The sequence below is a fragment of the Halorubrum sp. Atlit-28R genome, from assembly GCF_003665955.1.
Taxonomy (GTDB): domain Archaea; phylum Halobacteriota; class Halobacteria; order Halobacteriales; family Haloferacaceae; genus Halorubrum; species Halorubrum tropicale.
In genome coordinates, this window is record NZ_QPLS01000005.1 from 114,025 (window position 1) to 133,706 (window position 19,682).

Consider the following 19,682-nt stretch of genomic DNA (forward strand, 5'->3'; position numbering starts at 1 on the left):
GAACCGCCGCGGCCGCCCGCCGGGAGCGACGGGACGGAGCCCGCCGCGACGACGCGTGCGGTTCATGGCGGTGGCGCCCGTTCGCCCCGTATGGACCACACGCGACGCGACGCGCTCGCCGGGGGCGCGCTCGCCCTGTCCCTCGCGACCGCGGGCTGCCTCGACTTCGCCGCGGGCGACGGGCCGCAGGGCCCCGAGGGCACGCCGGCGACGCTGACCTGCGACGACGACGGGTTCGTCCGCCTCGATCGGCCGTTCGAGGCGCCGGTCACCGAGACCCTCGTCGAGACGGGCGAGACCACCGTGGAGCTCTCCTCCGAGGGGACGGCCGAGACGTACGGCCAGTCGTTCCGGCTCGTCCTTCGGAACACCGGCGACGCCCCGACGCCAACGCGCGGCGAGGCCGCCTACTCGATCCAGCGCGAGACGGGCGAGGGGTGGCTCGACGTCCGCGGGTCGACGACCGGTCGGGCGGTCGAACTCCCCCGGAGCGAGTCGACGCTCGACACGAGTTCGGCGTACGCTTGGGACGTCACGCTGACCGAGTCGGGCATCGCCGAGGCCGTCGACGGCGTCGACCTGGCGGTCTGTCCGCCGCTCGGCCCCGGGAGCTACCGGTTCGTCTACTGGGGGCTCGTCGACGCGCCGCCGATCGGCGCGGCGTTCGAACTGGTCGGGTGAGGCGGGGCCGACGCCCGACCGGAGCGTCGCCGAGGGGGCGGCTCGGAGGCGGCTCAGAACGGCCGCCAGTCGGAGGGCTTGCCGACCCGGCCGCGGACGCGGAACTCCCGGTCGTCGTCGTCCACGCGGGTCTCGACGACGACCTCGAACGGCTCGTGGAGGGTGTGGACGACCTGCTCGTCGTGGGCGGTCGAGCCGACGACGCCGACGAACGGCCACCCCTCGCCGGAGGTCTGCGAGGTCATCACCCTGGTGAACCGGTAGATCCGCTCGGGCTCCCAGTACATGAGTAGCTGCGAGAGCGAGTAGACGCCGACGGCGCGGTCGCGGCCCGCCGAGGACTCGACGACGTCGGTGAACTTGATCCCGATGTCGGTGAGGTTGCCCGCGCTGGCGACGTACTTCGTCGTCGGGGTGTCCTCGCGCTTGTCGCCCTGCTCGTGGGTGACGCAGTCGATGACGACCACGTCGTCGCCGTCGCGTCCCGTCAGCCCCTCGTAGTCGTCGCGGACCTTCTCCGCGGTCCGCCCCGTCGAGATGACGACCGGGCCGTCGGACCACGCCGCGAGCAGCCGGTTGAACAGGTCGTACTTCCCGCTCATCGGGGGACCGCTGATGAGGACGCTGTCGGCACCGCGGACAGCGTCGGGAAGCACGGTCATGTGTCGAGTGTGAGAGAGTGCGGGGTAAAACCCTTCCGAGGGATCACTTCCGCAGCATCGAGGGGAGGTCGAGCGACGACGGCGGGCCCTCCGGCGGTTCGTCGGTAAGTGTCAACTCGCGTATCGCACCGGGGAGCGCGGCGGGCACCGGCGACTCCCGCGGCTCGCCGAGCCCGTCGACCAGCTCCGCCCAGACCTCGTCGGCCTCGGGGTCGTCCCGCTCCGCCGTCGCTTCGAGCGCCTTCGTCCGGCCCTGGTCGTACGCCAGTTGGATGATGCTTCGGTCGTACTCGCCGTCGAAATCCCGGAGCACGCGGTCCAGCTCCGCCGGCCGGGGGTCGCCGACGCACGACGCCACGCCCAGCGCGAAGGCGCGCTCGACGGCCTCCTCCCGGGAGAGGTCGTCCCACTCCGTGCCGAACGTGCGGGCGTACATCAGTGCGTCACCGTCGCTGCCGACCCCACGCGGAGCCCCAAGTCGGTGAACTCCACGTCCTGGATGTCGGTGTCGACGTCCGTCCCTCGCATCTTCAGTACCTGGATCCCGCGCCGCATCCCCTCGTCCTCGAGGTAGTTGTGCATGAAGACGACGCCGTGCGCGAGGTAGTGCTCCTCCGAGTAGGCGCTCGGGTCGGTCATCTCCGATATCAGGAGCGTCGTGGCGTCGGTCCGCTTCAGCGAGGAGAGCAGCTGGATCATCGTGTCCTCGTCGTCGTCGAGGAGGAACCGCAACAGCATGGTCGAGTCGAAGACGACCCGGTCGATGTCGCGGGAGTTGATGAAGCCGGTGAGCCGGTTGGTGACGCCGGACCGGTCGCGGCGGTCGCCGGGGAGCCCGAAGAAGCGGCGACCGTCTGATGAGAAGGAGTCGAGAAAGGTGACGCGGTCGGAGTCGAGCGCGCGGTCGAACCCGAACTCGTAGCCGCTCATGTCCTCGCGAATCCCCTCCTTGGTCTCGTGCATGCTGATGTAGAGGACGTCTTCGCCGTTCCGGGCGCCCTGGGCCGCGAACTGCGAACAGAAGGTCGTTTTGCCGCTCCCGGGCGGCCCGCTCACCACGTACAGCCGACCGTCGGGAAACCCGCCGTCGACGAGGCCGTCGAACCCCGGGACGCCGCTTGAGACGCGCATACGTACGTGACACGTTGGGCCGCTGATAAGCGTTGGCACCCGGTTCTCACGGGTGAGAACCGATCGGCCGCGGCGGCCCGGCGCGGCCGACGGCCGGATCCGCCGTCTACGCCTCCGCGGCGTCGACGTCGTCGAGGTCGGCGGCGAGCGCGTCGTCGACGTCCGGCGAGACCCACACGACGAACCGGTCGTCGGACTTGACGATGCCGCGGACGCCCTCGTCCTCGACGGTGGTGCCCCGGTCGACGTCCTCGGGCGAGACGTCGCGGACCTGGAACACCTCGTCGACCATCCAGCCGACGGTGCCGCCCTCGTCGATCTCGGCGTCGTCGAAGACGACGATCCGCTCGCGCTTCCCGTCCCCCTCGATGTCGAACAGGGTCTTCGGGTCGACGATCGTCGTCGTCCGGCCGCGGAGGTCCATCACGCCCTCGACGTGGTCCGGCGAGTTGGGGATCCGCGTGAGCTCGCCCGCGTCGACGATCTCGTCGATGACGCCGATGTCCAGACAGTACGTCCCGTCGCCTAGCCCGAACTCCAACACCTTGGTCGGTTCGGCTTCCGCCTCTGTGGCTGCCATGCCCACACCTGCGGTAAACCGACAAATAACCGTGTTCCCTGAATTATCAGGGGTGATTACTGGGTCCGTGGATTTATGCTGATTCTGCGCCCGCCCTGTGACATGAGCAGGACGACGGATCGGCGCGGCGGTCGGGACGGGTCGCCGCGGGTGGTGGTCGTCGACGACTCCCCGTTCATGCGGGGGCTGATAAGCGACCTCCTGAGCGACGCCGGGGTCGCGGTCGTCGGCGAGGCGGGGGACGGTGAAGAGGCGCTCTCGGTGGTCGCCGAGACCCGTCCGGACGTCGTCACGATGGACGTAGAGATGCCCGGGATGGGGGGACTCGAAGCGGTCGAGCGGCTGATGGAGGAGACGCCGACGCCGGTGTTGATGCTGTCGGCGCACACCGACGAGGGCGCGGAGGTCACATTCGAGGCGCTGGACCGCGGGGCGGTCGACTTCTTCGCGAAGCCCGGCGGCGAGGTGTCGACCGGCGTCTCGCGGGAGTCCGACCGGCTCGTGGAGGCGGTACGCTCGGTCGCGGGCGCCGACCTCGACGCCGCGACCCGGGAGCGCGACGACCCCAGCGGGGCGGCGTCGCGGTCGCCGGACGCGGGCTCCGACGCGGACGGAGCGGCCGTCGACGGACCGCTGACAGTGGTGATCGCGGCCTCGACCGGCGGCCCGAACGCGGTCGAGCGCGTGCTGTCGGCGCTGCCGATGGCGGACTGCCGCGTGGTGATCGTCCAGCACATGCCGGAGGCGTTCACCTCGCGGTTCGCGAAGCGGCTCGACGCCGCCTCCGCGTACGACGTGCGGGAGGCGAGCGACGGCGCGCGGATCGGCGCCGGCGAGGCGCTCGTCGCCCGCGGCGGGAGCCACACGGTGATCGACAGCTACCGGGCGGGCCGGCTCCGCGTCAAACTCGACGCGGACGACGACACCCACACCGTCACCCCCGCGGCCGACGTGACGATGCGGTCAGCCGCAGAGGTGGTCGACGACCCGCTCGTCGGCGTCGTGTTGACCGGGATGGGGTCGGACGCCGCCGAGGGCGTCCGCGCGATGGCCGACGCCGGGGCGCGCACGCTGGCGCAGAGCGAGGACACCTGCGTCATCTACGGGATGCCGAAGCGCGCGGTCGAGACCGGCGGGGTCGACGCGGTGTACGACCTCGACGACGTGGCCGGCGCGATAGTCGGGGGTGAGGCCTGATGGACTCCCACCGCGCGGCGTTCGTCGCCGAGGCCGAGGACGGCATCACCGACCTCAACAACGCCTTACTCGCTCTGGAGGCCGACCCCGAGGACGCCGAGGCGATGGACGACGTGTTCCGCGTCGCCCACACGCTGAAGGGGAACGCGGCGGCGATGGGGTACGAGGACGTCTCCGACTTCGGGCACGCGCTGGAGGACCTGCTGGACGCGGTCCGACAGGGCGAGCGCGAGGTGACGCCGGAGCTGATGGACCTCCTCTTCGAAGGGGTCGACGCCGTCGAGGCGATGGTCGAGGAGATCGCCGACGCCGGCGAGGTGTCGACGGACCCCTCCGACCTCGAATCGCGGCTGCGCGAGATGGAGGAACACGGCACCGTCGGCGGCGGGGACGGCGCCGACGGCGGAAGCGAGGACGCGGCAGAAGCCGACGATCAAGACGCTGATGCCGAGGACGCCGACGCCGAGGAGCCCGACGACGGCGACTCCGGCGGCGACGCCGACGACGCCCCGGACCTCTCGGTGCCGGAGCCGCCGGCGGGCGCGGCCGACCTGCCGGACCCGGTCGCGTACGCGGACGTGACGATCGGCGACGCCCAGATGCCGGGCGTCGACGCGGCGCTCGTCCTCCAGGCCCTCGACGAGCAGTTCGACGGCCACGCGACCGACCCGTCGCCGGAGGCGCTGGAGGACGGCGAGTACGACGAGTCGTTCGACGCCTTCGTCGGCGGCGCCGACCCCGACGTCGTCGCAGAGGGGATCCGGGCGCTCACGCAGGTCGAGTCGGTCGCCGCCGTCGCGGTCGGCGACTCGGGCGACGCGGACGACGAGGAACCCGAGTCGGTCGACGCCGATGCGGGCGATGCGGCGGAGGACGACACAGCAGCGGACGACGCAGCGGGGGGCGACCCGGCCGACGACGACGACGCGGCCGCCGACCCGACGCCCGCCGAAGCAGCCGATGAAGCGAGTTCGGACGAGGAGGCCGACGAGGCGGACGACCGGTCCGACGACGGCGGCGACTCCGGCTCCGCCGGGGGGTCCGACTCCAAGTCCGGCGACGAGATCAAGTCGATCCGCGTCGACGTCGACCAGGTCGACGAGCTGTACGGCCTCGTCGAGCAGCTGGTGACGAGCCGGATCAAGCTCCGCCGGGAGATAGAGGGGACGGACGCGGAGTCCGACGCCTTAGACGAGCTCGACAAGCTCGCCTCCAGCCTCCAGGACACGGCGATGGACATGCGGCTCATCCCGTTCTCGCAGGTGTCCGACTCGTTCCCGCGGCTCGTGCGCGACATCTCGCGGGACCTCGACAAGCGGATCGACTTCGAGATCGAGGGCGACGACGTGGAGTTGGACCGCACGATCCTCACGGAGATGCGCGACCCGCTCGTCCACGTCCTGCGGAACGCGGTCGACCACGGGATCGAGCCGCCCGAGGAGCGCGAGGCCGCCGGCAAGGACCCGACCGGTCGCGTGGAGCTCACGGCCGAGCGCGAGCGCGACCACGTGATCATCGAGGTCTCGGACGACGGGAGCGGACTCGACCCCGACCAGCTCCGCGACAAGGCGGTCGACGAGGGCGTCAAGAGCCGCGAGGCGGTCGAGGCGATGGAGGACGGCGAGGTGTACGACCTCGTCTTCCACCCCGGCTTCTCCACCGCGGACGAGGTCACCGACGTCTCCGGCCGCGGCGTCGGGATGGACGTGGTCCGGACGACCGCCCGCGACCTCGACGGCTCCGTCTCGATCGAGAGCGAGCCGGGCGAGGGGAGCACGGTCCGCTTCCGGCTGCCCGTCACCGTCGCCATCGTGAAGGTGATGTTCGTCGACGTCGGTGGCACGGAGTACGGCATCCCGATCAAGTCGATCGCGGAGGTCGCCCGCGCCGACGACGTCGAGGAGGTCCACGGCGACGAGGTCGTCAGACACGAGGACGACCTCTACCCGGTCGTCCGGCTGAACGAGCGGCTCGGCGAGATCGACGCGACGGCGGCCGAGTCGACCCCGACCGAGTCGCCCGCCGCGGACGGCGGCGTCGCGGTCGACGAGCCGGGCGACGACGGGTTCGTCCCGGCCGATCCCACGGCGGCCGACTCCGCCGACGAGCCCGGCGGGGACCCGACCGACGACGGCATGCTCGTCCGCATCCGCGAGGAGACGCGCCAGGTCGCGCTCCACTGCGACGCGGTGTTAGACCAGGAGGAAGTGGTCGTCAAACCCCTCGACGGCCCGCTCTCGGGGACGCCGGGCCTCAGCGGCACGGCGGTCCTCGGCGACGGCGATGTCGTGGCCGTGCTCGACGTGGTGAGCCTATGAGCCGGTCGACGGACGACGGCGAGACGGCGTTCGAAGGCGTGCTCCGCCAGATCGACGACACGGTCCCGTTCGAGCCGGGGTACTACAACGAGTCGTACCTCGACCGCCGGATCACGGCGCGGATGCGCCGCCGCGACACCGAGTCGCACGCCGAGTACGAGCGCATCCTCCGCGAGGACGCCGAGGAGCGGCAGGCGCTGATGGACGCGCTCACGATCAACGTGACGGAGTTCTTCCGCAACCCGGAGATGTGGGACGTGCTCTGCGACGTGCTGCGCGAGCGGACCGCGGACCAGCGGCGCGTGCGCGTCTGGTCCGCGCCCTCGGCGGACGGCCGCGAGCCGTACTCGGTCGCGATGTTGGCCTGCGACGACCCCGAGATCGACGAGTCGCGCGTGGAGGTGCTCGGCTCCGACATCAGCGAGGAGGCGCTCGACAACGCCCGTGACGGCGTCTACCACACGACGCGGACGACTGACATCGCCGAGGAGCTCGAACCGCTCTCCGATCCGGACCGCTACGTCGAGCGCGACGGCGACACGTTCCAGGTCCGTGCCGCGGTCAAGCGACTCGTCGACTTCGAGACGCACGACCTGATCCGCGACGGCGCCCGCGACCCGTTCGACGTGGTGTTGTGCCGGAACCTGCTCATCTACATCGACGTCGACCACAAGTCGGCCCTGTTCGACACGTTGGAAGCGTCGCTCGCCGACGACGGCGTCCTCGTCTTAGGGATGACCGAGAGCGTCCCCCCGGACCGGAGCGACCGCTACGAACCGATCGACAAGCGACGGCGGGTGTTCGGGAGGCGCTGATGTCGCTGTACCAGCACGCTCGGGACGGGGACGTAGACAGCATCCGAGACGCGCTCGCGAGCGACAGCGCGGCCGTCCGGAGGCGCGCCGCCGAGTTCCTCGGGGAGATCGCCGACGAGAGCGATCAGGCGACCGTCGACGCGCTGCTCCGCGCGGCGACGACGGACGACGACCCCGAGGTCCGCGGGGCCGCGGTCGACGCGCTCGACGAGATCGGCGAGGCCGCGCTCCAACAGCTCCTCGAGGAGCTGACGGGGGGCCGCAGCGACTCGGAGGCCGAGTGGGTGACCGCCCAGAAGTTCGCCCGCGCGCTGGAGGCCGACCGCCCGGAGCTCCGGATGGCGGCGGCGAACGCGCTCGGGCGCCTCGACGACGCGAGCGGCCTCCAACCGCTCGTCACCGCGCTCGACGACGAGGACCCCCGCGTCCGGCTCCGCGCGGCGCAGGCCTGCGGGACCTTCGCCGACCCCCGAGCGATCCCGGGGCTGCGAGAGCGCCTCGACGACGCTGAGCCGCGGGTCCGGCGCGCCGCGGCGAACGCCTTGGGCACGATCGGGACCGACGAGGCGCTGTCGCCCCTCCTCGACCTGCTCGACGACGGCGACGAGTCGATCCGCCGGATCGCGGCCGGCGCGCTCGGGAAGGCGAGCACCCCGGAGCCGGTCGAGCCGCTCGCGCGGGCGCTCGGCGACGAGAGCGGGGTCGTCCGCAACGCCGCCGTCTACTCGGTGATCGAACTGCTCTCGAACGTGCCGACCCAGCAGAGCCACGCGGTCCGCGACCAGGTGGTCTCGGAGCTGAAGGCGGCCGACGACGCGACCGTCGTCGAGCCGCTGGTCGAGATCCTCACCGAGGGCCGGCAGTCCCGCCAGCGGCGGAACGCGGCGTGGATCCTCGGGCGCGTGGCCGACCCGGACGCGTCGGCGGCGGTCGAGGCGCTCGCCGACGCGCTGGCGGACGACGACCCGCAGACCGCGCAGTTCGCGGCCACGAGCCTGAAGAGCCTCGGCGGCCCGGTCGCCGAGGACCGACTGCTCGACAGGCTCGGGCCCGAACACCCGGATGACGCCCGCGCGAAGGCGGTGTTCGTCCTCGGACAGATCGGCGGGCAGGAGACGCTCAACCGGCTCGAAGAGTACGCCGACGACGACAGCCAGGCCGTCAGGAAGCGCGTGTTCTCGGCGGTCTCGAAGCTCCGCGCGGGGGGTCCCTAAATGGCGCAGAAGGACGGCGAGTACAAGATCACGGACACGCAGGCGAAGTTCGCCGTCGCGGTCCGCGAGGGCCGCAAGGTGAGCGACGTGTCGTGGACGCCCGGACGCGTCCTCCTCTCGAACCGGCGGCTGATCCTGGCCGGCAACGACGGGAAGCGGACCGTCCCGCTGTCGAAGCTGGAGCGGCTCGGCGGGCGCCACGACGCGAACCAGTCGGTCGCGCGCGTCTCCAACTACGTGAGCTTCGACCTCGGCGAGCAGGTGCTGCTCGTCGCCGCCTCGGACCACGAGCTGTTCGAGCGTGACGTGTACCGCGCGCTGCTCGACCAGAAGACCGTGATGGCGAAACACCCCGCCATCGAGGGGGGCGTCGTCCAGGACACCGAGTGGGAGCAGGCCCGCGTGAAGATCGACGAGAACGGGCTCAACGCGGCCCTAGAGCGCGGCGCCTTCGTGAAGTTCGACCTCGACGACATCAGCGGCCTCGACGCCGCGAAGCGCACGGTGAACGGCGAGAAGAAGCCCGTCATCGAGGTGTCGCACACCGACGACGAGGGGACGAGCATCGAGACGCACGTCGCCGGCGAGCCGAGCCGGATGCGGTTCGTCGAGTCGTGGCTCCGGAAGGGCGAGGAGCGCTCGTCGACGAACGTCGACCTCTCCAGCCGCGACCGCGAGGTGCTGATGGCGCTGTACTCCGGCGTCTCGCCGTTCGAGATCCCCTCGTTCCTCGGGATGGACGTCGACGACGTGGAGGAGACGTTCGAGCGGCTCGTCGAGTTAGAGGTCGTCGAGGAGGTCCGGATCCGCCGCGAGGTCGCGCTCAACTCCCGCGGCCGCAACATCGCCAGCGAGGCGATGAACGAGCAGTAGGACGCGCCCGCTCTCCGGGAGCGACGGCCGCCCTGCCGCGCCGCTGCTCTGCTGCCGCGCCGCTGCTCCGCCGCCGCGCCGCCCTGTCGGCGCGTCGAACCACGCTTAAGTCGCCGCCCGGCGCAGTACGGGCATGAGCTACGAGGCAGTGCTTTTCGACCTCGACAACACGCTGTACCCGTACGCCCCCTGTAACGAGGCGGGCAAGCGGGCCGCGCTCGACGCCCTCCGCGAGCGCGGGTACGAGCTGGACCGCGCGGCGTTCGACGACCTGTACGCGGCCGGGCGGCGGGAGACGAAGCGCGAGACCGGCGGCACCGCGGCCTCGCACTCCCGACACGTCTACTTCAAGCGCGGGCTGTCCCGGCACGCCGGCGGGCCCGACCCCGCGGGCGCGCTGGCGGCCGGCGACGCCTACTGGAACGGCTTCCTCGGCGCGATGTCGCTCTGTGACGGCGTCGAGGCGGTCTTCGACGCCCTCGACGCGGCGGGGGCCGACGTCGCGGTCGTGACGAATCTCACCACGCGAGTCCAACTTCGCAAGCTCGTGCGCCTCGGGATCGACGACCGGATCGACCTGCTCGTCACCTCCGAGGAGGTGGGCCGCGAGAAGCCGAGCGCGCTCCCGTTCACGACCGCGCTCGCGGCGCTCGACCACCGCCCGAGCGAGGCGCTGGCCGTCGGCGACAACGTCGAAACGGACGTCTCCGGCGCGGACGCCGTCGGCATCGACTCGGCGCTGTTCGTCGCCGACGGCGACGCGCCCCCCAATGCGGACCTCCCGGCGCGACAGCGCCCGGACCACCGGCTCGACGCCTTCGCCGACCTGACGGAGGTGGCGGCGTGAGCCCCGACGGCTCCGGCGCCGGCTCCGACCCGGACGCGAACCCGGACCTGCTGCGCGAGGCGCGCGAGGCGGTCGTCGAGTACGCCCCGGCGCTCGCCGACCTGACGCCCGGCCGGACCGGGAACCTGAGCGTCCGCGAGGGCGACCGCGTCGCCGTCACGCCCACCGGCGTCCCGTACGACTCCTTCGACGCGGTCGACGTGCCGGTGGTCTCGCTCGACGGCGAGCGGCTCGCCGGCCGGATGGCGCCGTCGAGCGAGGTGCCGATGCACACGGGCATTTACCAACACGACCGGCCCGGCGCGATCGTCCACACCCACTCGCCGTGGGCGACGACGATGGCGACGCTCCACCGGCGGCTCCCGCCGATCCACTACATGATCGCCGCGGTGGGCCGAGAGGTCCCGCTGGCGGATTACGCGCCGTACGGCACCGAGGAGCTGGCCGCGAACGTCGTCGCCGCGATGGCCGAGGCCGACTCCGACGCCGCAATCTTAGCGAACCACGGGCTCGTCGTCACCGGCCCCGACGTGGCGACGGCGGTCGAGAACACCCGCCACGTCGAGGACATCTGTCGGCTCTACCTGCGCGCGTCCGCCGTCGGCGAGCCGCACGTCCTCACCGACGAGCAGATGGCGACGGTCGAGGAGCGCTTCGAGAGCTACGGGCAGCAGCCCGACGCGGAGTAGAGCGGGCTGACGCGGAGTGGACCCGACGCTGCGCGGCCCGAGGCTCCGCGCCGCCGGTCGGCCGGTTCTATAAATACACGGGCGGCTACCGGATCGGTATGACAGATACTGAGCCGTCGCCGGCGGTCCGCGAGACCGCCGAGTCGATCGCGACCATGGAGATCCGCGGCGCGGCCACCATCGCCTCCGCCGCCGCCGAGGCGCTCGCCGACCAGGCCGCCGCCGCGGCCGAGGCGGACGCGACCGCGAGCGACCCCGAGGCGTTCCGCGCGTCGATGCGCGCCGCGGCGCGGACGCTCCGCGAGACGCGCCCGACAGCGGTGTCGCTGCCGAACGCCCTCCGCTACGTCCTCCAGCGGATGGAGGGCGACTCGGTCGACCGGCTCCGGCGGAGCGTCGTCGACGCCAGCGAGTCGTTCGTCGACCAGCTCGACCGCGCGCAGGAGGACCTCGGGCTGGTGGGCGCGAACCGCCTCGCGGACGGCGACACGGTGATGACCCACTGCCACTCCACCGACGCGCTGGCGTGCATCGAGGCGGCCGTCGAACAGGGGAAGTCGATCTCGGCGGTCGTCAAGGAGACGCGCCCGCGCCAGCAGGGCCACATCACGGCCGAGGCGCTCCGCGAGATGGGCGTTCCGGTCACGCTCATCGTCGACTCCGCGGCGCGGCGCTACCTCGACGAGGTCGACCACGTCGTCGTCGGCGCCGACTCGATCGCGGCGGACGGCGGCGTGATCAACAAGATCGGCACCTCCGGGCTCGCGGTCAACGCCCGCGAGCGCGGCGTCCCGATCATGACCGCGGCCCAGACGATCAAGCTCCACCCGGAGACGCTGACGGGCCACACCGTCGAGATCGAGATGCGCTCGGAGGAGGAGGTGATCGAGCCGGGGACGCGCGACGCGATCGGCGATATCACCGTCGAGAACCCCGCGTTCGACGTGACGCCGCCGCGGTACATGGACGCGATCGTCACCGAGCACGGCCAGTTCCCCCCGGAGAGCATCGTGACGCTGATGCGGGAGCTGTTCGGCGAGGGCGCCGCCGAGCCGTGGGCCGAGCCATGAGCGGGCGCGACGGCGCTCCGGGCGACGACCCGCCGGCGGGCGATCCGGCCGACGGCGATCCCTCCAACGGCGCCGACCCCGCCGAGGGCGAGGGCGTCGACGACTGGGACGAGACCGTCGCGGAGTGGGAAAGCGAGGTCGACGAGTGGGAAGGCGACCCCTCCGGCGACGCGAGCGACGCCGACGGCGACGCCGGTGACGGGACCGCCGCCGACGCCGCCTCCGACGACGACGTCGACCCCGCGATCGATCGCGACCCGGACCTGACCCCGGACGACGCCGACCGCGTGCCGAAGGTCGTCTCGGCGGGCCACATCAACTGGGACGTGACGATCCACGTCGACAGCCTCCCCGAGCCGGACGGCGAGACGCGGATCGACCGGCTCGAACAGTCCGGCGGCGGCAGCGCGGCGAACGTCGCGGTCGGGCTCGTCGACCTCGGCGGCCAGTCGGTCGTCTACGGCAGCGTCGGCGGCGACGAGTCGGGCGCGCTGGCGCTGCGCGAACTCGCGAGCGCCGGCGTCGACCCCGGACAGGTGCTCGTCGACGCCGACGAGCCAACCTCGGTGAAGTACGTCATCGTCGACGGCGGCGGCGAGCTGCTCATGCTCGCGAACGACGGCGCCAACGAGTCGTTCTCCGCGGCCGGGCTCGACCGCGACACGCTCGCGGCCGCCGACCACCTCCACCTCACCGGCCAGCAGCCCGAGACCGCCGCGGCGCTCGCGACCGCGGCGGCGGAGGCGGGCGCGACCCGCAGCTTCGACCCCGGTCGCCGCGTCGCCGACCGCGAGTTCGACGCCGCGCTCCACGCGAGCGACGTGCTCTTCGTAAACGACCGCGAGGCCGACGCGCTCGACGCGGCGACCGACGTGGACCCGTGGGAGCCGGACGACCGCGTCGTCGCGATCAAGCTCGGCGACGAGGGCGCGACGGTGCGGACGCCGCACGGCAGCGTCTCGCACCCGGGGTTCGACGCCGACCCGGTCGACACGACCGGCGCGGGCGACGCCTTCGCGGCCGGGTTCCTCGCGGCCGCGCTCCGCGAGCCGGAGATCACCGGCGACGGGTTCTCGCACGACCCGCGCGACTATCAGGCGTCGATACTCGTCGGCAACGCCTGCGGCGCCGTCGCCACCGAATCGGTGACCGCTCGCACCGACCTCTCGTGGGACCGCGTCCGGGAGCGGATGGGCGAGTCGCCCGAGACGGACCTCCTGATCGAAGTACGGGCCTGAACCGGGCGCGGGCGTCGTTCGCGGGTCGCGCCCTCGCGCAGCGGCGCGGAGCGGGCCGCTCCACGTCGTTGTCGACCGAAACAGGAACGGTCGAGCCGTCCCCGGCGGATCAGATCCCGCCGGCGAGCCGGTCCGAGTCCGGGACGCCCTCGCCGTCGCGCACCGTCCCCGTTTCGCCCCAGCCGTCGGTGACGGAGAGCCGGGCCGCGTCGGGGAGCGGGTCGCTCGTGACCCGGATCAGCGCGGCCGAGTAGGTGATCGCGTCGCCGCAGGCGACGTCGTCGCTCCCCGGCCCCCGGACCGTCGCGTCCGCGACGAAGGTCCCGTCCTCGACGCCCATGCCGGTGCTATCGAACGTGATCTCGTCGTGACAGGTGTCGGGACCGACGGACTCGACGTAGACGAGCACCGACGCCGCGAAGTCGGTCTCCTCGACGAACGCGCGGACCGCTTCGGGCGCGTCGTCGAGGAGCCACGAGGCCTCCCCCTCCTCGGTGATCAGCGTGCAGAAGCCGCGCCGCTCGGTCCGGTCCCACGCGGGGCCCGAGAGGGCGGCACCGACCTGCCGGACGACCGTCGTTACCTCCTCGTCGTCGCTGTCGGCCCCGTCGCCGCCGTCTCCGTCGGTTCCGTCGCCGCCGTCTCTGTCGGTTCCGCCGCCGTCGGTCCCGCTCCCGTCCGCCGGGACGCCGGCCTCGGTACACCCCGCGAGCGCGGCGACGCCGCCGGCGACGCCGTAGAGGGCCGCTCGTCGCGTGAACTGACTCATACCTCCACATACGCGGGCGGTACATAAGGGTCTCGTGTAAACGAAAACAACCGTCTGACCGACACCGGCGGGCGATTCCGCCCGTTCAGCGCGTCCGCGGTCGTCTCACGCCGGCGCGAACAGCGCCTCGATCCTCTCGCCGTCGAGGCCGGCGGCGAGGCCGAGCGCGAGCGCGACCCGCGCCTTCGCGGCCGGGAGGTCGCCGGCGAACGTCGCGCCGTGGTCCGCGAGCGTGACGGCGCCGCCCGGCGTCCCGTACACCGGCTCCGTCGGTCCGGCCGGCGGGCGGCCGGCGACGACGACCGGCACGGACGCGACCGCCTCGCCGAGCGCGTCGCCGAGCGCGCCGGTGACGTTGCCGAGGCCCGTCCCCTCGACGACTATCCCGCCGACGCCGGCGTCGAGCGCGCGCTCGATCGCCCCGGCGCCGACGCCGGTCCCGGAGTGGATCACCGGGACCTCGGGCACGTCGGACGCGCTCTCGATCGCGTCTGCCAGCGGATCGACCGCGGCGCAGCGCTCGGGGGTACGGACGAGCCGCGAGGCGTCGCGGGTGAACGTCGCGACCGGCCCCGTCCCCGGCGAGGTCATCGTCGACAGCGCGTTGCTGTGCCCCTTCACGACGTCGCGGGCGGCGTGGAGCTCGTCGTCGAACGCGACGTGAACGCCGCGCGAGAACCGGGCGTCCGCGGCAGCCCGGACCGCGAGCGCGAGGTTCGCCGGGACGTCGCTGGAGGGCTCGTCGAGGCGGCGCTGCGCGCCCGTGACGACGACCGGCGCGCCGAGGTCCGTGAGGAGGTCCAGGGCGAACGCGGTGTCCGCCAAGGTGTCCGTCCCGTGGGTGACGACGACGCCGTCGGCCCCCTCGCCGACCGCGTCGCGGGCGGCCGCCGCGGTCGCGAGCACGTCCCGCCACCGCACGTCGAACCCCGGCTGCGAGCACACCTCGGTCGTCGTCACCCGGGCGTGGTCCGAAACGGCCGGCACCGCGGCCACGAGGTCCTCGCCGGTCTTCTCGGGCGCTGCGCCGTCGTCGCCGGGCTCCGAGGCGATGGTGCCGCCGCAGGCGACGACCGCCACCCGCGGGCGGCCGCCGTCGGCGCGCGCGTCGTCTCGGTCCCTCCGGTCATCGCGTCGGTCGCGGCGATCGGTCTCGGTCATGCCCCCCCTCGCCGCCCGACGGACAAAGCGGTTGGTGCCGCGGCAGTCGTCCGGGGCCGCGTTCGCCGGGGCGCCGCGGTCGGTCCCGCGTGACGCCCCGCGAGCGACCGGAGCGCGCGGATCGGAGACGATTCCAGAACAAAGGATTAGCGGGCTCTATGAACGGTTAAAACGTTTCTGCGGCGGTTGTGAAACGACTCGATCGGTCGAGAAACGCCGTGAAATTCGCCGAACCCTCGTCGGGGTATATGTGGGTCCCCGTCGTACGCGGAAGTGTCCATGTCAACCCCCGCTCCCACCCAGATCGCCTCCGGCGACCGGCTCGCCGGGCTGATGACCGGTACCGTCAAGGCGGCCGCCTTCTGGGCGGCCATCGCCATCCCGGCGGCGTACCCCGTGCTGCTGTACTCGGGGCTCGACGGCGGCACCGGGCGCCTGTTCGTCGCCCTCCTGTTCGCGAACGTCCTCGCGCTCGCGCTCGGCCACGACTACAAGCGCTGACGCCGGACCCCTGCCCGAACCGCCCGTCCGAACGCCGACACGTCGCGTGGACACCGACGCAGCGCCCTCCTCTCGCCCTCCGTCGTTTTCCGCACAGCCGCCGCTCTGTCCCCTCCGCTCCCCGCCCCGGCCGCCCGCTCTCGAAGCGCTTACCCCCGCCCCAGTCCGACTGGGGATATGAGCGACGAGACCCGCGTCGAGTGGCGCGACTGGGGCCCCGAGGCGTTCGCCGAGGCCGACGAGCGCGACTGCCCGGTGCTGCTCTCGCTGTCGGCCACCTGGTGCGAGGGCTGTCACGAGATGGACGCGATCACCTACGCGGAGCCGCGGATCGCGGCCAACGTCAACGAGGGGTTCGTCCCGGTCCGCGTCGACGTCGACCGCCGCCCGCGGGTGCGCGAGCGGTACAACATGGGCGGGTTCCCGACGACCGCCTTCCTCACGCCCGAGGGGACGCTGCTGACGGGCGCGGGCTACCTCGACGTGGACGGGATGCGGCAGGTCCTCGAGTCGGTCCGGCAGATGTGGGCCGACAAGGGTCGGGAGGCCGGGCGCGTCCCCCGCGCGCTCGACGCCGACCTGCCGCCCCGCGGCGAGGTGACCGACGCGATAGAGAGCCACCTGGCGGGCCAGCTGGAGGCCAAGTACGACGCCGAACACGCCGGCTGGGGGACCGACGCGAAGTTCCCGCTCCCCCGCACCGTCGAGTTCGCGCTGAAGCGCGACCGGAACCGGGCGCTCCGGACGCTCGACGCGGTCCGCGACCACCTGACCGACGACGTCGACGGCGGGTTCTTCCGGTACGCGGGCACGTCGGACTGGGGCGACGTGGCCTACGAGAAGCCGCTCGACACGAACGCCGCCGTCACCCGCGCGTTCGCCAACGCCTTCCTCTACACCGGCGACGAGGCCTACCTCGACCCCGCGCTCGACGCCGTCTCCTTCCTCACGGACGACCTCTGGACGGGCTACGGCGTCGGCGGGAGCCTCGGCCCGGGGCTCGGCCGCGCCTACTACGCCGCCCCCGCCGAGGACCGCGCCGACCTAGACGACCCCCGCCGCGACCTCACCGTGTTCGCGGGCGGCAACGCGCTCGCCGCGGACGCGCTCCTCGCGGTGGCCGCCTACACCGACGACGAGCGGGCCCGCGAGTACGGCGGGCGCATCCTCGACGGGCTCGAACGCGACCTGATCGACGCCGACGCCGGCGAGGTGACGCACTACCGCGGCAGCGACGAGGCCGGCGAGTCCGACCTGCTCGAAGACGCCGCCCGCGTCGTCGGCGCGTACGTCCGCGCCGCCGGCGTGCGCGGCGAGGGCGCCGCCGTCGCCCGCGCGGTCGCGGACCGAGCGGTCGACCGGCTCCGCGTCGACGGCTCCTTCGTCGACGGCCCGCGCTCGGGCCCGGGGCTGCTCGACCGGTCGTTCCGCCCGCTCGACGCCAATGTCGAGATGGCGACGGCGCTCTGCGACCTCGCGGCGCTCACCGGCGAGGACCGCTACCGCGAGGTCGCGCGGGAGACCGCCGAGGCGTTCGCCGGCGCCACCGAGCGGCTGAGCGTTCAGGTCGCCGCCTACGGGAGCCTCGCGGCCCGGGTCCGGCGCGGCACGACCGCCATCGCCGTCGGGACGGAGCCCGGGAGCGACCTCCACCGCGCCGCGTGGCGGGTCGCCGACCACGAGAAGGTCGTCGCGCCGAACGCCCACGAGGCCGACGCGCCGGCGCCGCGGACGGTCCCCGAGGGGACCGCGGTCGTCCTCGCCGGCGACGGCGCCTCGGAGCCGGCGGAAACGCCCGACGAGTTGATGGACCGGGTCGGCGACGTGCTCGCCTGAGATCCGGGGCCGGGCTGAATCGGCGCGTCGGCGGCAGCGGTCTCGCTTCGACGGGCGCCCGCGAGGCACCTCGCGGATCGTAAACGGACGATGCGTTTATACGGGCGCCGGGGCATCCCAGCGTATGGCATCTCTTCGCGACCTGGGGCTCTCCGAGTACGAGGCCCGGGCGTACCGCGCGCTCCTTCGGACCGGGCCGACGACGGCCAAGGACCTCTCGCGGGCCAGCGAGGTTCCGATGGGACGGATCTACGACGTGCTCAACAGCTTGGAGCAACACAGCCTGGTCCGCAGTCAGGCCGCGAGCCGCCCGAAGAAGTACGTCGCGGTCGAGCCGGACGCGGCGCTCGACCGGCTGCTCGACGAGAAGAAGGAGGAGCTGCGGACGCAGGCCGAGCAGTACGAGTCCGTGGTCGACGACCTCTCGGCGGAGCTCGACGCCGGCGAGCCGGTCGACGGCCAGTTCTGGACCGCGGCCGTCGGCGCCGAGGAGGCGACGGACCTCCTCTTAGAGCGGATCGCCGCCGCGGAGCGCCGGGTCGTCGTGGTCGCGGGCGCGCCGGCGACCGGCTTCGACCTCGGAACGATCGGCGAGCAGGTGACCGCCGAGCTCGAGTCCGCGCTCGAACGCGGCGTGGAGATCCGCGTCCTGCTGTCGCCGGCGACGGTCGACGCGCTCCCGCGGAGCGTCGGGCGCCGGTACACCGCGGAGCTGGCCGAGGTGGACGGGTTCGAGGTCCGGACCTCCCCGAACGTGGACGGGACGTTCAACGTGTTCGACGAGATAGAGGTGTGTATCGAGGTCCCGCACCCGCTGTCGGCGGACGAGCCGTTCGCGATGATCGACGTGAAGGACATCGACTTCGCGACGAGCGTGAAAGAGCAGTTCGAGCCGCGCTGGGCGGACTCGGAGCTGCTGACGTTCTGAGTCCGTGGCGGCGGGCTATCGGTCGAGCTCGTCGCGGAGGTCGCCCAGCCGGACCTCGCGCTCGGCGTGGGCGTTGTGCTGGTGGATCGACTCGTCGTTCGACTGCTTCATGTGGATCACGGCGTCGTCCGAGAGGTGCGGGAACTCGGTGACGGTGCCCTCGGCGAGCGCGCGGACGCAGTCCTCGACGAACTTCGCGTCGGCGTGGGCCTCGTAGGTCATGTGGTCCTCGTCGGGCCGTTTCGCCATGTTGTAGATGCGCGCGCTCATCGAGTCGCGGGCGACGTCGATCACGTCCCGGAGGTCCACGTCCGGGTGGCCGTCGGTCGTGATCGTCAGGGTCGCGTGGCCGCGCTGGGAGTGGCCCGGTTGCGGGACGGCGTCGAGGAACTCCTCGGTCGTCTCCTCGTCGACGCCCAGCTCGGCGAGCTTCTCGCGGGCCCGCGACTCGCTCATCCCCTGCGAGCAGGGGCAGACGGTCATGCCGGTGACCTCGGCGCCGATCTCCTCGCGGGTGCCCTCCTCGGTGGCGGTCGCGCTGGCGACGATCGTCGCCGTGCTCTGGGTCTCGATGTCCGACGCCGGCGTGTGCTCGCGGGTGACGAGCTCCGCCGTCATCGACACCTCGGCGGTGGTCGTGTAGTCGTGCTTCTCCAAGAGCCGCTCGGCGGCGTCGCCGCAGACGTCCTCGACGCGGTATGCCTCCTCGCGGGTGATGTCTTCCAATATCTCGTCGACCGTCGCGAGGTTCCGCGACATGTCGATCCCCTTCCGCCCGCTCGGGAGGTCGACGAACACCTCGAACTCCGCCATGAGAACGATGGGGCGCTTGTCGCCGCGCGCCAGCTTGACGAGCTTCTCCACGCCGGTGACGCCGACCTGCGATAGCCCGACGGTGACGTCGGGGGACGACGCCTGTACGTCCGGCAGCTGATGACTCATTACGAACATGATAGGGACTCCCGGGATTAGCCCTTTCGGAAGGGGGAGGTTCGTCTGGTAGTCGCGCGCACCCGGCCGCGCGAGGAGCGGGTGGTGAGAGGAGCGGGTCGCGCGAGAAACCGGGTCGCGAGCGCGGCGTCCTCGAAGCCCCGTCGACCGAGCGGTTCCGGCGTCGTCGGGTCCCGCGGATCGCCGCGTGTGTGAGGAGCCAACGTCCTGCGGGTCGTAAC

General features: G+C 72.5%; 19 protein-coding genes and 1 pseudogene. 13 read left to right on the forward strand and 7 right to left on the reverse strand.

The window, feature by feature from the left end; translation table 11 throughout:
* Positions 1-90 precede the first annotated feature (90 nt).
* Complete coding sequence (locus DVK06_RS09660; RefSeq protein WP_121600122.1) at positions 91-681, forward strand: hypothetical protein; 591 nt, start codon at positions 91-93, stop codon at positions 679-681.
* Positions 682-734: 53 nt separating this feature from the next.
* Here DVK06_RS09660 and DVK06_RS09665 read toward each other — a convergent pair whose 3' ends face one another.
* The 4 genes from DVK06_RS09665 to DVK06_RS09680 form a co-directional block, all read right to left on the reverse strand.
* On the reverse strand, positions 735-1,343 hold the full coding sequence (locus DVK06_RS09665) for a hypothetical protein (RefSeq protein WP_053770643.1): 609 nt from the start codon (positions 1,341-1,343) through the stop codon (positions 735-737).
* A gap of 43 nt (positions 1,344-1,386) precedes the next feature.
* Positions 1,387-1,779 (reverse strand): hypothetical protein, encoded by a 393-nt coding sequence (locus tag DVK06_RS09670; RefSeq protein WP_053770644.1) that lies wholly within the window; start codon positions 1,777-1,779, stop codon positions 1,387-1,389.
* A complete protein-coding gene (locus tag DVK06_RS09675) occupies positions 1,779-2,474 on the reverse strand; it encodes an ATPase domain-containing protein (RefSeq protein WP_121600123.1) in 696 nt (231 codons plus the stop codon). Before DVK06_RS09675 ends, DVK06_RS09670 begins: the two co-directional genes overlap by 1 nt.
* Before the next feature lie 106 nt (positions 2,475-2,580).
* Complete coding sequence (locus DVK06_RS09680) at positions 2,581-3,054, reverse strand: chemotaxis protein CheW (RefSeq protein WP_053770646.1); 474 nt, start codon at positions 3,052-3,054, stop codon at positions 2,581-2,583.
* Between the two features lie 102 nt (positions 3,055-3,156).
* Here DVK06_RS09680 and cheB point away from each other — a divergent pair, with 102 nt between their 5' ends.
* From cheB to DVK06_RS09725, 9 genes are all read left to right on the forward strand, one after another.
* Positions 3,157-4,251 carry a chemotaxis-specific protein-glutamate methyltransferase CheB gene (gene cheB, locus DVK06_RS09685; RefSeq protein WP_121600124.1) on the forward strand — a complete coding sequence of 365 codons (1,095 nt, stop codon included), beginning with the start codon at positions 3,157-3,159 and terminating at the stop codon, positions 4,249-4,251.
* Entirely contained in the window at positions 4,251-6,569 is a 2,319-nt protein-coding gene (locus tag DVK06_RS09690) for a chemotaxis protein CheA (protein WP_121600125.1), read from the forward strand. Before cheB ends, DVK06_RS09690 begins: the two co-directional genes overlap by 1 nt.
* On the forward strand, positions 6,566-7,384 hold the full coding sequence (locus DVK06_RS09695) for a protein-glutamate O-methyltransferase CheR (protein ID WP_121600126.1): 819 nt from the start codon (positions 6,566-6,568) through the stop codon (positions 7,382-7,384). The genes DVK06_RS09690 and DVK06_RS09695 overlap by 4 nt, the downstream gene beginning before the upstream one ends.
* The gene (locus tag DVK06_RS09700) at positions 7,384-8,598 is read left to right on the forward strand and encodes a HEAT repeat domain-containing protein (protein ID WP_121600127.1); all 1,215 of its coding nucleotides are present in this window, start codon (positions 7,384-7,386) and stop codon (positions 8,596-8,598) included. The genes DVK06_RS09695 and DVK06_RS09700 overlap by 1 nt, the downstream gene beginning before the upstream one ends.
* On the forward strand, positions 8,599-9,471 hold the full coding sequence (locus DVK06_RS09705) for a CheF family chemotaxis protein (RefSeq protein WP_053770651.1): 873 nt from the start codon (positions 8,599-8,601) through the stop codon (positions 9,469-9,471).
* A 133-nt stretch (positions 9,472-9,604) separates the two neighbouring features.
* Positions 9,605-10,318: an HAD family hydrolase gene (locus DVK06_RS09710; RefSeq protein ID WP_121600128.1), complete on the forward strand. Its 714-nt coding sequence runs from the start codon at positions 9,605-9,607 to the stop codon at positions 10,316-10,318.
* Positions 10,315-11,007, forward strand: coding sequence for a class II aldolase/adducin family protein (locus DVK06_RS09715; protein WP_121600129.1), 693 nt, complete (start codon positions 10,315-10,317; stop codon positions 11,005-11,007). The genes DVK06_RS09710 and DVK06_RS09715 overlap by 4 nt, the downstream gene beginning before the upstream one ends.
* A gap of 98 nt (positions 11,008-11,105) precedes the next feature.
* Entirely contained in the window at positions 11,106-12,077 is a 972-nt protein-coding gene (locus DVK06_RS09720; RefSeq protein ID WP_121600130.1) for a ribose 1,5-bisphosphate isomerase, read from the forward strand.
* A complete protein-coding gene (locus DVK06_RS09725; protein ID WP_121600131.1) occupies positions 12,074-13,315 on the forward strand; it encodes a carbohydrate kinase family protein in 1,242 nt (413 codons plus the stop codon). Before DVK06_RS09720 ends, DVK06_RS09725 begins: the two co-directional genes overlap by 4 nt.
* Before the next feature lie 112 nt (positions 13,316-13,427).
* Here DVK06_RS09725 and DVK06_RS09730 read toward each other — a convergent pair.
* Together DVK06_RS09730 and DVK06_RS09735 are read right to left on the reverse strand one after the other, a co-directional pair.
* A pseudogene (locus DVK06_RS09730) lies at positions 13,428-14,084 on the reverse strand (hypothetical protein); the annotation flags it as partial.
* A 105-nt stretch (positions 14,085-14,189) separates the two neighbouring features.
* Positions 14,190-15,245 (reverse strand): asparaginase domain-containing protein, encoded by a 1,056-nt coding sequence (locus DVK06_RS09735; RefSeq protein WP_121600133.1) that lies wholly within the window; start codon positions 15,243-15,245, stop codon positions 14,190-14,192.
* Positions 15,246-15,524: 279 nt separating this feature from the next.
* On the opposite strand from DVK06_RS09735, the gene DVK06_RS09740 reads away from it, so the two are divergent.
* From DVK06_RS09740 to DVK06_RS09750, 3 genes are all read left to right on the forward strand, one after another.
* Positions 15,525-15,746: a hypothetical protein gene (locus tag DVK06_RS09740; RefSeq protein WP_121600134.1), complete on the forward strand. Its 222-nt coding sequence runs from the start codon at positions 15,525-15,527 to the stop codon at positions 15,744-15,746.
* Between the two features lie 177 nt (positions 15,747-15,923).
* Positions 15,924-17,582, forward strand: a complete 1,659-nt coding sequence (locus tag DVK06_RS09745) for a DUF255 domain-containing protein (protein WP_121600135.1) — start codon at positions 15,924-15,926, stop codon at positions 17,580-17,582.
* 124 nt (positions 17,583-17,706) lie between these two features.
* Positions 17,707-18,510, forward strand: coding sequence for a TrmB family transcriptional regulator (locus tag DVK06_RS09750; protein WP_053770659.1), 804 nt, complete (start codon positions 17,707-17,709; stop codon positions 18,508-18,510).
* Between the two features lie 15 nt (positions 18,511-18,525).
* On the opposite strand, the gene mptA is transcribed toward DVK06_RS09750, so the two are convergent.
* The gene (mptA, locus tag DVK06_RS09755; RefSeq protein WP_053770660.1) at positions 18,526-19,452 is read right to left on the reverse strand and encodes a GTP cyclohydrolase MptA; all 927 of its coding nucleotides are present in this window, start codon (positions 19,450-19,452) and stop codon (positions 18,526-18,528) included.
* Between the last annotated feature and the right edge of the window lie 230 nt (positions 19,453-19,682).